This window comes from Streptomyces sp. H27-D2, from assembly GCF_035828615.1.
Lineage (GTDB): Bacteria > Actinomycetota > Actinomycetes > Streptomycetales > Streptomycetaceae > Streptomyces.
Window position 1 is genome coordinate 1 of sequence record NZ_JAYMZR010000006.1, and the last position, 15155, is coordinate 15155.

Here is a 15155-nt window from a genome sequence, read left to right on the forward strand (position 1 = left end):
CTTCCCGGTCTCGGTGACGACCCGGACAGCCCCCTCACGGAACTCCGCATCGAACTTCCGCCGCTTCTCCGCCATGACTCTCAACTTCCCCTGCAATCACGGACTCAACGCTACGAGGGGAAGGACAGGTGCGAGCGCTACGCGCACCGCCTGCGAACGCATACCGTGGATTTCGCCGACTACCTGGGGCTGCCGTACATGTCCGTGCGCAGGATGGTCTGGCGCCTGACCGAGGGCGAGCTGGAGCTGCTGGAGCGGCGCACCGGCGTCGGGGCCGAGCAGCTGAGGGTGATGACACTGGAGGCGTTCGACGGTTCCCTCGTGCGGATCACCGGGCAGACCCGCCGGCTGACAGCGCCCGCCAACTGGCGGTTCTACGGCACCACCTCGCGCTACTGCCCCGCCTGCCTGGCCGACAACGGGGGCCGGTGGCAGGTGCACTGGCGCCTGGGCTGGACCTTCGCCTGTACCCGCCACCGGGTCCTGCTCCTCGAACGGTGCCCACGCTGCGGCAAGCACCCGCCCGTGCTCAGCGGCGGCAACCACCGCATGCTGTCCCGGCCACAAGCCTGCCGTTCCCTGACCGAGCGCGACGGCCGCGGCACCCGCTGCGGCTACCCCCTGACCGAAGCCCCCGCCGTCTCTCTCTCGCCGAAGGCGGTGCGGTCCTGCTATCGCAGGCCAGCGTCAACGCGCACGTCATCGCGGAGCATCGCAGTGCTGCCGCGCGCGAACGGGCCGGCGAACTGTCACACCTGGGACGACGAGCGCTACGCAACATCGGCACCCGGCCCGAAGTCGTGCCACCCATCGCACGCGACATCATCACGGCCTGCGGCGGCGAGCTTCTCGCCGGCGCCTCGGCGATGGAGATCCACGACGCGCGCAACGTTGCCATCGGGACCACCCTGGCCGCCATCGCGCCACCGATCCCGAGCATCCGCTGCGCGAGGACGTGTTCGCGTGGATGTGCCTCGCGCCGGACCGCGAAGTGGGTGAGCTGCGCGAACACCCCACGCGGTACTTGCCCAACTGGAAGTCCGCAGGCCCCCGCGTGATCAAGCGCATCCTCGCCGCGTCCGACGGCCAGCTCACCCTCAAGGCCCGGCTGCGCTACGGCACAGCGACCGCCGAGCCCGCCGTGCCCTACCTGAGCGAGGCGGACATCACCGTGCGGGCGTCCAAGACGCCCGGCATGCTCTGGCCGTCCTGGACGCTGCGGCTACTGCCGCCCAAGAGCCCGCACCAGCCGAGGATCGCCGGCCTCCGACGCGCCTGCGCAAGCCTCATGCTCATTCCCGGCGGCCCGGCCGGACACCGCCAGGGCGCCCGGATCATGGGCAATCCGCACTTCCGCAGCAACCTGGAGGCCCTGCTGCCCTTCGTCGACGTCGATCACATCTGCAGCACGCTGTCCCACTACGCGCGCGTGCTCGACACGCACGAGGTGCCGATCGACTACGCACGCCGCCGAGCCCTGGTCGCCGACGAGATGAGTCCGTTGCTCCTCGACGAGAACGCCCACTGGCGCATCTGCAAGAGCCTGGGCACCCGGCAATTCCAACAAGTCCACCTCTACCGGCTGCGCTGGCAGCTGCGGCGGCTACTGCTCGGGGCCGACCCGCAACTCGGCAACCACGCACCCGCCTGGACACACCGCTTCGCCTACCGGACGCACCCGGAGATCCTCGCCTTCCTCGACGAGCAGGCGCACCGCAACCTCGCCGCCCACCACATCACCGACGAGCCGGTGACGTGGGAGCCACCAGCACACTGGCTCGACGACATCGCTCTGCCCCAACCGCCCGTCGGCACCCCCACCGAGCGCGTCCGCGCCCTGCTGACCCCCAACTCCACCGCCCGTGACGTCGCCCAGACCCTCGGCCTCACGGTGCACCAACTGCGCCTGCTGATGGAGAACCGCCGCCTGAGCGCGCAGACCCGCCCGCACAACAAGGGCAACTACCCCCGCCCACCGCGCCAGGGCTACTTGGTACCCGACCAGCTGCGCGACCGGCGATCGTCGCGACCATTGAAGTTCACCCGAGCCCCCGACGAGCTTGCCGTGGAGCCCAGACGAACCGCATAAACCTTGGCCTCGTGGCCATGCCCGGATCCTCGGCGCGTCACCGAGAGCGACCGCTCTTTCGAGTGCGGCGGGCAGTTCTGCTCATGATCAGCCGACACGCCCTCTGCTCACCGCTCGCGGAAACCTGCGTTTCCGCAGGAGCCGGTGCTCACGAAAGCGCGCTCCCTACAGGTCGAGTACCCTCCGTGATCAGGTGGTCTCCCGGCGCTCTTGCCTGGCACACAGATCTCACGCCATGATCAAGCAGGACCGACTGATGGACGATCGCTGTGATCTTGACGCTGGGGGGCGTATGGGTGCCTATCGTTTCAACCCGCCACCGAACTGGCTGATGCCAACCGGCTGGACTCCGCCCACGGACTGGACACCGGACCCCTCCTGGCCGCCACCCCCCAACGGCTGGCAGCTGTGGATTCCGGCCCAGCAGGACGAAGAAGGCCCCGCGCCCGCGGCCGAGATTCCGGCGCCCCGCCGGCAACGCTGGTTCCGGCGCAACCGGGGAGAGGGGGGAAGCGAAGCCGAGCAACTGCGCGACTGGATCTCGCGAACCCAGGGCGCCGACGCCGCGACGGTAGCGCTGCTGAAGCAGCAGACCCGTCAGGAAGCCGAACAACTGCGCCGGCAGACGGTAGACGAGGCCGACGAGATCGTGCGCGAGGCTCGTCGTACGGCCCAGGACAGTCAGGCAGCCGCCCGCCAGGCCGCGAAGGACACGGAGAAGGCACGGAAGGAGGCGGAGCAGCACCGCGCCGAGGTCTATCAGGCGGAGAGCCGGCTGAACGACCTGCGTACGCGGATCGTGACCACCGACGAGACCGTGATGCTCCAGCAGATCGGGATTTACGCCTACCGTCACCCGCTCGACGACGCCGTGGCCTACCGAGCCCGTCTGGACGCCATCAAGGCGAAGATCAAGGAACTCGCCCGCTCACAGCAGGCCGTACTCGGCGCCAGCGGTTGGACCGTCAACGGATCGGCCCGCCAAGGCACCAAGATGATCCGCGACTACTCGAAACTCATGCTCCGCGCCTACAACGCCGAAGCCGACTACGCCGTGCGCAGCATGCGTCCACACCGCCTCACCTCGCTGGTCGACCGCCTGTACAAGAGCCGGGAGACGATCGCCAAGCTGGGCGCCACCATGGACATCCGGATCGCCGATGCCTACCACGACACGCGAGTCGAGGAGCTGCGTCTGACGGCGGACTTCCTACAGCGCAAGGAAGAGGAGAAGCAGGCCCAGCGCGAGGCCCGAGCACGCGAGCGTGAAGAGGCAACCGCACAGCGGGAACTGGACCGCGAGCGGGAGAAGCTCCACAAGGAGATGAGCCACTACCAGAGCGCCCTGGACAGGCTGCGGGCCCAGGGTGATCTTGCGGCCGCCGCGGAGATGGCGGCGAAACTCGCTGAGATCGAAGGGGCTCTGGACGACGTGGAGGCCCGTGCCGCCAACATCCGCACCGGCTATGTGTACGTGATCTCCAACGTCGGCGCCTTCGGCGACAGCATGGTCAAGATCGGGATGACCCGGCGACTCGAGCCTCTGGAGCGCATCTACGAGCTGAGCGGCGCCGCGGTGCCCTTCCGATTCGATGTCCACGCTCTGATCTTCAGCAAGGACGCAGTCGGCCTCGAAACCCGGCTGCACCAGGAGTTCGCCTCGCGCCGCGTCAACCGGGTCAACAGCCGCAAGGAGTTCTTCCGCGTCACGCCGGCAGAGGTCAAGGCCGTCCTCGAACGCAGCGCCGGTGAGCACCTGGTCGAGTTCAACGAAGTCGCCGAGGCGATCGAATGGCGCAGCAGCACTACGGCCAGCGGGCAAACTGCTGCATCGTGAGATCCACGCCGGCGGCCACCAAGACAGCGGTGGCTGCGGCACCCCACACTGATCGGAACGAAGGGTTCGGCCGCCTGTCTGGCCTACCAGGCCAGGCTTGGCCCACCAGGGGACCACTTCTTCCGGCTGCCATCGCACCTTCGATCATGCGCAGAACCGATTACCGAGTCGCGGGCCTCGTTACAGCCTACCCGGCGAAATCAGCTCAGTGACCGTCGAAGTGCCGAGGGCGTGGGGCGGCCGATGGGCAGTACACCGATGACGATGAGACGGGGTACTTCGGTGGCGCTTCGGGCGTAGCCGGTGATCCAAATGCGGTCGTCGAAGGCGGAGTAGCCGGCTTGATGGTTGCTGTGGTCGCCGATCAAGAGCATGCCGAATGGTGGCCCCGTGGCGGTGGCCTGGTAGACCTGCAAGAGATCGTTGAGGGCGGTGGCTGGGGAGTACCAGCTTGGCTGGTCCAGGTGCAACGCCGCAGTACGCAGGCCCTCTACCAGTCTCGACCAAGCGCTCTGACTGCGTGTCCGCGTACCGCGCGCACTTGCTGTTCGCCGTGGACGGCGTTGAGGATGATCAGGCCACAGGTTAGGGCGGGTACGAACCACTGGGCGTAGGAGAGGTGCTGTTCGGCCAGGCTGGTGTCGAGCGGGTGACACGACCAGGACCTGCTGCCGCAGTGCTGGACGTCGACAGAGCCCTCGCTCCCGCAGAAACAGACGGCCCCTCCTTCGAGGTTCTTCGGGCACGATTCCCGAAACCCGAGGACGACGATCCCGAGCGGTTGGAGCGCGTGGCCCAGCTCAAGGCGCGATATCTCGCGGTCAAGCCGGACTTCGACTCGCGCGTGGCGCCTACTGGTCCAAGTACCAAAAGATATTCGCCCCCGACGGACTGCGGACGCACAACCCAAGGGTGCTCAAGGACTTCGACAATTCCAACGACAGCGCGTGGCTGGCCAACGCGGACCGGCCGGTCACCGGCTATCCGCGGATCTTCGGCGACATCGGCACGCAGCGCTCGATGCGCACCCGCGGGGCCGTCCAGGACGTGTCCGCGATGGCCGAGCGGGGCCGGCTGAAGGTCAGCGACCTCCAGCGGCAGCAGTTCGCCAACCGCGCGCCCGCCGGCGACCTGGCCGCCGCCGACACCGCGAAGGCGTGCTCGGCGCTGCCGGGCGGCAGCGCGGTGGCGAGCGACGGCCGTAGCGTCGACGTCTCGGCCGCCTGCCGGGTGATCGCCCGCTGGGACCGTACGGTGCGCACCGACAGCCGGGGCGCGCTGCTCTTCGACCGCTTCTGGCGCAAGCTGCTGGCAGCCCTCCCCCCGTCCACGCCCTGGCGGACCCCGTTCTCACCCACCGCCCCGGTGACCACCCCGAACACGCTCAACACGGCCGCGCCGGAGTTCGCCCGCGCACTGGCCGACGCCGTCGCCGAACTGCGCGCGGCGGACATCGCGCTCGACGCGCCGCTCGGCAGGCACCAGTTCGTCGTACGCGGCGGCAAGCGCATCCCGGTCCCCGGCGGCACCGAGTCGCTGGGCGTCTGGAACAAGACCGAGGCGCTCTGGAGCCCCGCACAGGGCGGCTACAACGAGGTGCGGAGCGGGTCCAGCTACATCCAGGCGGTCGGCTTCGACGGCAGCAAGTGCCCGCTGGCCCGGACCCTGCTGACGTACTCCCAGTCCTCCAACCCCCGCTCCCCGCATTACAGCGACCAGACCGAGCTGTACTCGGCGGGCCGGATGGTCAAGGAGCGGTTCTGCGAGAAGGACATCCTCGCCTCGCCGAAGCTGCGGGTACTGCGGGTCAGCGAGCGCTGACCGGAACGGGCGCGGGACGGGCGCGGGACGGGCGCGGGACGGGGACCGCTCCGGCCCGGAGCCGCGGGTGAGCCCCGGTCCGCGCGCCGGTCCGCGCGCCGGTCCGCGCGCCGGTCCGCGCGCCGGTCCGCGCGCCGGTCCGGGGCTACCGCCGGGGCTTATCGCCCAGCGTCCGCCACGCGGAGAGGTGGCGAGCATCGACACGTCGTCGCGTCAGCACACCCGCAGGTCAGCGCGACCGCGGCTCACACCGCGCGCTCCCTGCCCTCCCAGTACGGCTCGCGCAGCCGCCGCTTGTAGAGCTTGCCGTTCGGGTCGCGCGGCATGGTCTCGATGAAGTCGAGGGACCGGGGCCGTTTGAAGCCCGCGAGCCGCTCCTCGCAGTGGGCGAGGATCGCCTCGGCCAGGTCCGGGCCGGGCCGCTGCCCCGGGGCCGCTTCGACGACGGCCTTGACCTGCTCGCCCCAGTCGTCGTGCGGGATGCCGAACGCCGCGGCGTCGGCGACGGCGGGGTGGGTGAGCAGCGCGGACTCGATCTCGGCCGGGTAGATGTTGACGCCGCCCGAGATGATCATGTCGATCTTGCGGTCCCGCAGGAAGAGATAGCCGTCCTCGTCGAGGTAGCCCAGGTCGCCGACGGTGAAGAAATCGCCGATCCGGTTCTTCCGGGTCTTGCCCTCGTCCTTGTGGTAGCTGAAGCCGCCGGTGCTCATCTTCATGTAGACGGTGCCGAGTTCACCGGCGGGCAGCCGCCGGCCGTCGTCGTCGAAGACGGCGAGTTCGCTGATCGGCCAGGGCTTGCCGACCGTCCCCGGCTTCTTCAGCCAGTCCTCGGCGGTAGCGAACGCCCCGCCGCCCTCGCTCGCCGCGTAGTACTCCTCGACGCACCGCCCCCACCAGTCGATCATCGCCCGCTTCACATGGTCGGGGCAGGGGGCCGCGCCATGGATGGCGTGCCGCATGGACGACACGTCGTACGCGCCCCTGACCTCCGCCGGGAGGGCCAGCAGGCGGTGGAACTGGGTCGGCACCATATGGGTGTGCGTGCAGCGGTAGGCGTCGATGACCCGCAGCATCTCCTGCGGGGTCCACTTGTCCATCAGCACCAGCCGGTGCCCGATGTGCAGGGCCGCGCCCGCGAATTGGAGCACCGCGGTGTGGTACATCGGCGAGCAGACGAGGTGCACGTTGTCGTCGAAGGGCTGGATGCCGAAGATGGCGAGGAAGCCGCCGAGGTAGGTCTCCTCCGGCGGCTCGCCGGAGAGCGGCCTGCGGATGCCGCGCGGGCGGCCCGTCGTACCCGAGGTGTAGTTCATGACCCAGCCGCTGGTGCGGTCCTCGGGCGGGGTGTCCGGCTGCCCGTCGAGCAGCTCGCCGTAGGGCCGGAAGCCGGCCGCCGCGCCGACGCTGTAGCGGCCTTCGGCGGGGAGTCCCGCCTCGTCGGCCGCCGCCCGCGCCGCGTCGGCGAACCGTTCGTGCGCGATGAGGAGCCTGGCCCCCGAGTCGGAGACGATCCAGCCGATCTCCGGTCCGACCAGATGGTGGTTGACGGGGACGAGGTAGAACCCGGCCTGGGTGGCGGCGAGGTAGGCGGTGAGGAACTCGACTCCGTTCGGCAGCACGACGGCGAACGAGTCGCCCGGCTGGAGCCCGGCGGCCCGCAGGCCGTGGACGAGCCGGTTGCAGGCGGCGTGCAGCCGGGCGGCGGACCACTCCTCGCCGTCCGGGGCGACCAGGACCGTACGGTCGCCCGCGCCGTCGAGCACGGCCCGGGTCGCCTGTGCCCAGAAGCCGTTGGGGGGTTGGGACATGGGATGAACCTCCGCGAGGGGCGTCGGGTCGGGCGCGGCGCTCAGGCGCGTCCGGCGATGCGGTTGATCCGGTCGATGGCGCGCTCGAAGCCCCGGGTCAGATCGTCGAAGACGGCCTGGACGCTGCGCTCGGAGTTCATCTGGCCGACGATCTGGCCGACCGGGGTGCCGAGCAGCGCGTCCACCTCGTGCTTCTGGATGCGCGAGACCGCTTCGGCGACCAACAGCCCCTGCAACGGCATCGGCAGCGGGTCGGGGCCCGCCGGGTCCTCCCAGGCGTCGGTCCATTCGGTGCGCAGCTGGCGGGCGGGTTTTCCGGTCAGCGCGCGGGAGCGGACGGTGTCGCCGGAGCCCGCCGCGATGAGCTTGCGGGTGAGGGCACGGGAGTGCAGGTCGGCCTCCTCGGTGGTGAGCCAGAGCGAGCCGAGCCAGACGCCCTGCGCGCCGAGCGCGAGCCCGGCGGCGATCTGCTCGCCGGTCCCGATGCCGCCGGCGGCGAGGACGGGCAGCGGGTCGACGGCCCGTACGACCTCGGGGGTCAGCACCATGGAGGCGATCTCGCCGGTGTGCCCGCCGGCCTCGTAGCCCTGGGCGACGACGACGTCGATGCCCGCGTCCTGGTGATGTTTCGCGTGCCGGGCGCTGCCCGCGAGCGCGGCGACCAGGACGCCGTGCTCGTGGGCGCGCTGGATGACGTCGTCGGGCGGCGAGCCCAGCGCGTTGGCGAGCAGCTTGATCGGATAGCCGAAGGCGACGTCGAGCTGGTCGCGGGCGACCTGCTCCATCCAGCCGGTGATCCGCCAGCCGGACGCCTCCCCCTCGGCCAGCTCCGGCACGCCGTGCTTGGCGAGGGTCTCGTTGACGAACTGCCGGTGCCCGGCCGGGATCATCGCCTCGACCTCGGCCTCGGTCACCCCCGCGACCTTCTTCGCGGGCATCACGACGTCGAGGCCGTACGGCTTGTCGTCGACGTGCGCCTGCAGCCAGTCGAGGTCGCGGACCAGCTCCCGCGCATCGCCGTAGCGGACCGCCCCGAGCACGCCGAGCCCGCCGGCCCGGCTGATCGCCGCGGCCACCGCCGGGAACGGCGTGAAGCCGAAGATGGCGTGCTCGATTCCCAGCCTCTTGCTCAGCTCCGTCTCCATGGGCGGCAGGATGCCGCAGCGGACGGGACGAGGGAAGAGATTTTCTGATGCTGTGTCAGATTCTTTGCGCCGGGGCGCGAGGGGCGCGCGCTCCCCGCGCCCGACCGAGCGCGGGCGCTGGGGCGCGAAAGGCCGTGAGGCGTCGCGACGGGGCGCGAAGGAGCGCGAGGAGGCGCGCGTGGGTGTGAGGCTTGACAGCGCCCCTGGCCCGGCAGAATCTTTCATCAACTGATCGACGGCGCGAAAGATTCTTTCAGGGGGGGTTCGGGCGTGACCGATTCCGCAACGGACAGACCGGATGCCATGGACAGCGCGGACCCGGGCACGGCCCCGGGAGCAAGCCGGGGCACGGACCACGCGATGACCCGGCGCCAGTTCGGAACCGGCGCGCTCGCCCTCGGCGGCGCGCTGCTACTCGCCTCCACCCCGGCCGGAACGGCCCTCGCCACGCCCCCTGCCCCGACCGTCGGCAGCCCGCCGGCAGGGACCGTCCTCTCCGCCGGCCGGGCCCGGACCACCCTGCGCCGCGGCTCGGCGCAGCGGGCCGGGCTCCTCGAAGCGCACCTCCGCCGGCTCGTCACCGACGCCGAGGCGTTCATGGGCCCCTCCCCCACCCATCCGTATTACCCAGGGGCGGTCCTGCTCGGCGGCCGGGGCGGGACGGTCGCCCTGGAGGAGTCGATCGGCCAGGCGGTCCGCTACGCCCGCTACGACGAGGCCACGGACACCGGCGTGGAGTTCCCCGCCGACCAGCAGCGCGCGATGGCCGCCGACACGGTCTTCGACCTCGCCTCCGTCTCCAAGCTGTTCACCTCGATCCTGGCCGTCCAGCAGATCGAGCGCGGCGCACTGGCACTGGAGGCGACGGCCGCCTCATACCTCCCGGAGTTCGGCGCGGCCGGCAAGCAGGCCATCACCATCCGTCAGCTGCTCACCCACACCTCCGGGTTCCGCCCCGACCTCAAGTTCTTCGACCGGCCGAGCTGGGAGGAGAAGCTCCAGCTGCTCTGGAACGAGGCGCCCCTCAATCCGCCCGGCACCCGGTATCTCTACTCGGACCTCAACCTGATCACCCTCCAGCTCGTCCTGGAGAGGATCACCGGCCGCAAGCTGGACGCGCTGCTGCGCGAGAACGTCACCGGGCCGCTCGGCATGACCTCCACCCGCTACAACCCGCCCGCGAGCTGGAAGCCCCGGATCGCCGCCACCGAGGACCAGCGCAAGCCGTGGGCCCGGCTGAACCGAGGGCTGGTGTGGGGCGAGGTGCACGATGAGAACGCCTGGTCCTTCGGCGGCGTCGCCGGGCACGCCGGGGTCTTCTCCTGCGCCTGGGACCTCGCGGTGCTGTGCCGTACGCTGCTCAACGGCGGCGCGTACGGCAGCGCCCGCATCCTGCGGCCCGAGTCCGTGCGGCAGATGTTCACCGACTTCAACACGGCCTTCCCCGGCGACGAGCACGGCCTCGGCTTCGAGCTCTACCAGCATTGGTACATGGGCGCGATGGCCTCCCCAAAGACCGCCGGGCACACCGGCTTCACCGGCACCTCGATCGTGCTCGACCCCACCACGGACTCATTCCTCGTGCTGCTCTCCAACGCCGTGCACCCGTGCCGCAACTGGCGCGCGGGCAGCGCTCCTCGGGTAGCCGCCGCGAACAACATGGCCCGCGCCGTCCCGGTCCGCCCGGCGCACGGCCGTACCGCCTGGTTCGCGGGGATGGCGAACGCCGCGACCGCGACCCTCATGCTGCCCGCGCTGACCTTCACCGCCTCCCGCCCCGAGCTGCGCTGCGACCTGTGGTGGGACACCGAACCCACCTCGGACGCCGTGTACTTGGAGGCGTCCCGCGACGGCGGCGACTGGCAGCCGGTGCCCTTCACGACCGTGCGGACGGCGCGGCCCGGTTCCACCGACGCCGACGCAGACGCCGCCGGTGCCGAGTCCGTCCCGCCGGACGCCTCCGGTTCACCGGCCGCATCCGACGCGCCCTGCGCGGAGCCGGTCCCGCACCCGGCCGGGTCCGCGACCGGCTACAGCGGGCGGGTGTGGCAGCGGGTGCGCGCGGACCTCGCGGCCTGGCGGGGCGGCGGCCCGGTACGGCTGCGCTGGCGGTACGCGACCGACCCCCTCTACGTGGGCCGCGGCGTCTACGCGGACGCGATCCGGGTCGAGGACGGGCGCCGCACCCTCTTCGACGACGCGCGGCCGGCCGACGCGGGCCGGATCAGCCTCCAGGGCTGGACCTCAGCGGCGGACTGAAGCGGTTCGCCGACGGGTCGGGGCCTCAGTGCTACACGTCGGCGGGGCGTCCGGGCACCGGTGCGTCAAGCCGGTGCCTCAAGCCGGTGCCTCAAGCCGGTGCCTCAAGCCGCCCCAGCACCCCCGCCCCCCGCCCCGCTACCGCCCCAACGCCGCCATCGCCGCATTGTGGCCCGGAATCCCGCTCACTCCGCCGCCCCGGATCGCGCCGGCCCCGCACAGCAGCACGTTCGCGTGCCCTGTCTCCACACCCCAGCGGCCGGTCTCCCCGTCCGCGCCCTCGTCCGCGTACGGGAAGGAGAGGTCGCGGTGGAAGATGTTGCCGCCGGGCAGCCGGAGTTCGCGTTCCAGGTCGAGCGGGGTCTTGGCCTCGATACAGGGCCGGCCGTCGGCGTCGAGGGCGAGGCAGTCGGCGATCGGCTCGGCGAGGTGGGCGTCGAGCCGTTCCAGGGTGGCCGCCAGCAGCCGGTCGCGGACGGCGTCGTGGTCGGGGGCGAACAGCCGGGCGGGGGTGTGCAGTCCGAAGAGCGTCAGCGTCTGGTAGCCGCGCTCCGCGAGGTCCGGGCCCAGGATCGACGGGTCGGTCAGCGAGTGGCAGTAGATCTCCGAGGGCGGCGCGGACGGCAGCGCTCCGCCGGCGGCCTGCCGGTAGGCCATCTCCAACTCCTCGTAGCCCTCGGCGACATGGAACGTGCCGGCGAACGCCTCGCGCGGATCGACCCCGCTGTCCAGCAGCCGGGGCAGCCGTCGCAGCAGCATGTTCACCTTGAGCTGGGCCCCCTCGGCACGCTCGGCCGGCTCCTCGCCCAGCAGCTCGGCGAGCGCCTGCGGGGAGGCGTTGACCAGCACCTGCCGGGCGGCGACGGTCGCCTCCCCCGCCGCGCTCCGGTAGGTCACCTCCGCCGCGACCCCGTCGGTTTCGAGGCCCGTCACCTCGCACCCGGTGGCGATCCGGGCCCCCGCCGCGCGGGCCGCGTCGGCGAGCGCGTCGGTGAGCGCGCCCATGCCGCCCACCGGCACGTCCCAGTCACCGGTGCCGCCGCCGATGACGTGGTAGAGGAAGCAGCGGTTCGCGAGCAGCGAAGGGTCGTGCGCGGAGGCGAAGGTGCCGATCAGCGCGTCGGTCAGGACCACTCCCCGGACCAGGTCGTCGGCGAAGAACGCTTCGACCGTCTCGCCCAGCGGCCGCTCGAACAGAGCCCGCCAGGCGTCCTCGTCGCCGACCCGCTCCCGCAGCGCCGCCCGGCTCGGCAGCGGCTCGGTGAGCATCGGGAAGACCCGCTCGGCGACCTGCCGGGTCATCCCGTAGAACCGCTGCCAGGCGTCGAACTCGCGCTCCGAACCGGTCAGCCGGGCGAAGTCCCGCCGGGTGCGCGCGGCGTCCGCGTTGTCCACCAGCAGTCCGCCGCTCCGGCCGCCGCGCAGCGTGGGCGTGTACGAGGAGATAGTGCGGCGGCGGACCGCGAAGCGCAGCCCGAGGTCCCGGACGATCTTCTGCGGCAGCAGGCTGACCAGATAGGAGTAGCGCGAGAGCCGGGCGTCGACCCCGGCGAACGGACGGGTGGAGACCGCCGCGCCGCCGGTGTGGCCGAGCCGTTCCAGGAGGAGCACCGTACGGCCGGCGCGGGCGAGGTAGGCGGCTGCGACAAGGCCGTTGTGGCCACCGCCGACGATCACCGCGTCGTAGGACTCAGGAGCAGGCATGGGCCTTGGTAACACGGCGCGATCACGCCCGGCCAGCATCCGGCGTCCGGATCCGCCCCGACCCACCGACCCGACCCGCCGACCCGACCCACCGGACCTCCGCGCCGGCGCCGCACCGCCCCGCCCCGCAGGGCTCAGTGCCCGAGCACCCCGCGCTGCTGCCGGAGCGCGGCCACCTGCCGGTAGAGCTCCACCGCCTCGGCCGAGCGACCCAGTTGCTCCAGGCAGTGCGCCTCGTCGTTACGGCTGGTGAGCGCGTCGGGATGGTCGCCGCCCAGCACCCGCTGGCGGGCCTGGGCGACCTGCCGGTAGACCGCCAGCGCGTCGGCCCAGCGGCTGAGCCAGCCCAGCCCGACGCCGACCTCGCGCCGGCTCACCAGGGTGTCCGGGTGGTCGGGCCCGAGCACCCGCTCGCGGATCGCGCAGACGTCCCGCGCCTCCGCGAGGGCTTCCTCCCAGCGGCCGAGGCGGCCGAGGTTGACGCCGAGACCGTGCCGGGCGCGCAGCGTCTCCGGATCGGCCGGGCCCTGCGCGCGGGTGCGGTCGTCGACGAGGTCCCGGTACACCGTCAGGGCCTCCGCGCTGCGGCCGAGCCGCCCGAGGCTGATGCCGACCTCGTAGCGGGCGGCGAGGGTGTCCGGGTGCTCGGCCCCGAGCGCCTGGCCGCGCGCGGCGGCCACCTCGCGGTAGGTCTGCAACGCCTCCGGCCAGCGGCCGAGCCGGCCCAGGGCGTAAGCGACCTCGTAGCGGGTGACGAGGGTGTCGGGGTGCCCGGCGCCGAGCACCCGGGCGCGGGCGGCGGCCACCTCGCGGGCCATCCGGCACGCGTCCTCCAGGCGGCCCAGCCTGCTGAGGTTGTAGGCGAGGTTGTGCCGGCAGCGAAGCGTGTCGGGGTGGTCGGGGCCCATGGCCTGCTCACGGGAGGCGAGCACCGCCGCGTAGACCTGATGGGCTTCGAAGTGCCGGCCGAGCTGGCCGAGGACGAACGCGGTCTCCTGCCGGGCCGCGAGGGTCTCCGGGTGGTCCGCGCCCAGCACCCGTTCCCGCCCGGCCGCGACCCGCCCGTACTCGCGCAGCGCGTCGGCCGCACGGCCCGAGCGGCTGAGGGTGAACCCGACCTGGTAGCGGCTGTCGAGGGTGTCGGGGTGGTCGGGGCCCAGCGCGTGTTCGCGCTCGGCGGCGACCGCCCGGTGCACCTCGCCGGCTTCCGCCCAGCGGCCGAGCCTGCCGAGGCTGAGCCCCGCGTTGTGCCGGCCGGCGAGCACGGACAGCACCTCGGGCGGCGGGGTGGGGCGCTCCGGCTCGCCGGGCGGCACGGCGGACTGCCGGGGGTCGACCGGTCCGGTCCACGCGCCGGTGAGCCCCGCGGACGCGTCGGGCGGGGCAGGGCGGGCGGTCCAGGCGCCGCTCGCCTTGGAGCCGGTGGTCATCCCCCGGGTCCAGGACGGCAGCTGCTCCTCCCGGGCCGGCGGGACCGCCGCGCGCGCCGACCGCTGTTGCGGCGGATCGGTCGCCGGCACGGGGTCCGACCGGCCTGCGAGGCCCGCCGCCAGGTCCGTCTCCTGGTCCGCCGCCCCCGCGTGCGAGCCGAGCAGGGCGCGGGCCGAGGCGATGCGCCGGCTGAGTTCGGCAGCGTCGCGGGGCCGGTCGGCGGGGTCCTTGGCCAGCAGGTCGAGGACGATCCGCTCGTAGCTGCCCGGCAGCTCCGGGCGGTGCTCGCGGAGCGGCCGGGGCTCGGTGTCGCGGTGCCCGACGAGTACCCCCCAGGCGTCGTCGAGGTCGAACGGCGGCGCGCCGGTGGCGATCTCGTACAGCACGCAGCCCAGCGAGTAGAGGTCGCTGCGGTGGTCGACCTGGGTGCCGCCGATCTGCTCGGGCGACATGTAGTGCGGGGTGCCCATCGCGATGCCGGTGCCGGTCAGCCGCGAGGTGAAGCCGATGTCGTGGCCGAGCCTGGCGATGCCGAAGTCGCAGATCTTCACCGAGCCGTCGGTGAGCCGCATGATGTTGGCGGGCTTCAGGTCGCGGTGCACGATGCCCTGCTTGTGCGTATAGGCGAGGGCGTCGGAGACCTGCTCGGCGATCTCCACGACATCCGGGACGGCCAGCGGACGCTGCTTGTTGTCCTCCAGCAACTGGCTGAGGTTGCGGCCCTCCAACAGCTCCATGACGAGGTACAGCACGCCCTCGTACTCGCCGAAGTCATGGACCACGGTCACCCCGCGGTGCTGGAGCCCGGCGGCGACCCTCGCCTCGCGCCGGAACCTCTCCCGCAGCACCCGGGTGAAGGAGTGGTCGTGCTCAGGCCCCAACGGTTTGAGGCATTTGACCGCGACTTGCCGCCCCAGCGACTCGTCGCGGGCGCGCCACACCTCGCCCATACCTCCGCGCCCGATCAGATCGAGCAGTCGGTACCGGCCTTGGACCAGCTTGGTGTCCTCCATCGCGTGCCGTCGCCCCCGTTATTTCGCTTCGCCTCCCCGGCCTGT

9 protein-coding genes and 1 pseudogene are annotated in these 15155 nt (G+C 72.0%); 5 read left to right on the forward strand and 5 right to left on the reverse strand.

Translation table 11 applies throughout. From position 1 onward, the window contains the following. The first annotated feature begins 90 nt into the window (after positions 1–90). The 3 genes from QMK28_RS03965 (at position 91) to QMK28_RS03975 (ending at position 3926) form a co-directional block, all read left to right on the forward strand. Positions 91–999 (forward strand): TniQ family protein, encoded by a 909-nt coding sequence (locus QMK28_RS03965; protein WP_443050534.1) that lies wholly within the window; start codon positions 91–93, stop codon positions 997–999. Continuing rightward, positions 956–2089 (forward strand): hypothetical protein, encoded by a 1134-nt coding sequence (locus tag QMK28_RS03970; protein WP_326435555.1) that lies wholly within the window; start codon positions 956–958, stop codon positions 2087–2089. Before QMK28_RS03965 ends, QMK28_RS03970 begins: the two co-directional genes overlap by 44 nt. Positions 2090–2324: 235 nt before the next feature. Further along, positions 2325–3926 carry a DUF4041 domain-containing protein gene (locus tag QMK28_RS03975; RefSeq protein ID WP_326435556.1) on the forward strand — a complete coding sequence of 534 codons (1602 nt, stop codon included), beginning with the start codon at positions 2325–2327 and terminating at the stop codon, positions 3924–3926. A gap of 200 nt (positions 3927–4126) precedes the next feature. Here QMK28_RS03975 and QMK28_RS03980 read toward each other — a convergent pair whose 3' ends face one another. Further along, positions 4127–4396 carry a hypothetical protein gene (locus QMK28_RS03980; RefSeq protein ID WP_326435557.1) on the reverse strand — a complete coding sequence of 90 codons (270 nt, stop codon included), beginning with the start codon at positions 4394–4396 and terminating at the stop codon, positions 4127–4129. Between the two features lie 457 nt (positions 4397–4853). Between QMK28_RS03980 and QMK28_RS03985 the strand changes: the two are divergent. After that, positions 4854–5747 (forward strand): annotated as a pseudogene (locus QMK28_RS03985) (penicillin acylase family protein); the annotation flags it as partial. Positions 5748–5992: 245 nt separating this feature from the next. Here the strand turns inward: QMK28_RS03985 and QMK28_RS03990 are convergent. Together QMK28_RS03990 and QMK28_RS03995 are read right to left on the reverse strand one after the other, a co-directional pair. Beyond that, the gene (locus tag QMK28_RS03990; RefSeq protein WP_326435558.1) at positions 5993–7558 is read right to left on the reverse strand and encodes an acyl-CoA synthetase; all 1566 of its coding nucleotides are present in this window, start codon (positions 7556–7558) and stop codon (positions 5993–5995) included. 41 nt (positions 7559–7599) lie between these two features. Beyond that, a complete protein-coding gene (locus tag QMK28_RS03995) occupies positions 7600–8703 on the reverse strand; it encodes an NAD(P)H-dependent flavin oxidoreductase (RefSeq protein ID WP_326435559.1) in 1104 nt (367 codons plus the stop codon). Positions 8704–9063: 360 nt separating this feature from the next. Between QMK28_RS03995 and QMK28_RS04000 the strand changes: the two genes are divergently transcribed. Continuing rightward, positions 9064–10962 carry a serine hydrolase gene (locus tag QMK28_RS04000; protein ID WP_326435560.1) on the forward strand — a complete coding sequence of 633 codons (1899 nt, stop codon included), beginning with the start codon at positions 9064–9066 and terminating at the stop codon, positions 10960–10962. 138 nt (positions 10963–11100) lie between these two features. Here the strand turns inward: QMK28_RS04000 and QMK28_RS04005 are convergent, their stop codons facing one another. Both QMK28_RS04005 and QMK28_RS04010 read right to left on the reverse strand, forming a co-directional pair. Beyond that, positions 11101–12666, reverse strand: coding sequence for a phytoene desaturase family protein (locus tag QMK28_RS04005; RefSeq protein WP_326435561.1), 1566 nt, complete (start codon positions 12664–12666; stop codon positions 11101–11103). Positions 12667–12800: 134 nt separating this feature from the next. Beyond that, on the reverse strand, positions 12801–15110 hold the full coding sequence (locus QMK28_RS04010; RefSeq protein ID WP_326435562.1) for a serine/threonine-protein kinase: 2310 nt from the start codon (positions 15108–15110) through the stop codon (positions 12801–12803). Positions 15111–15155: the final 45 nt, after the last annotated feature.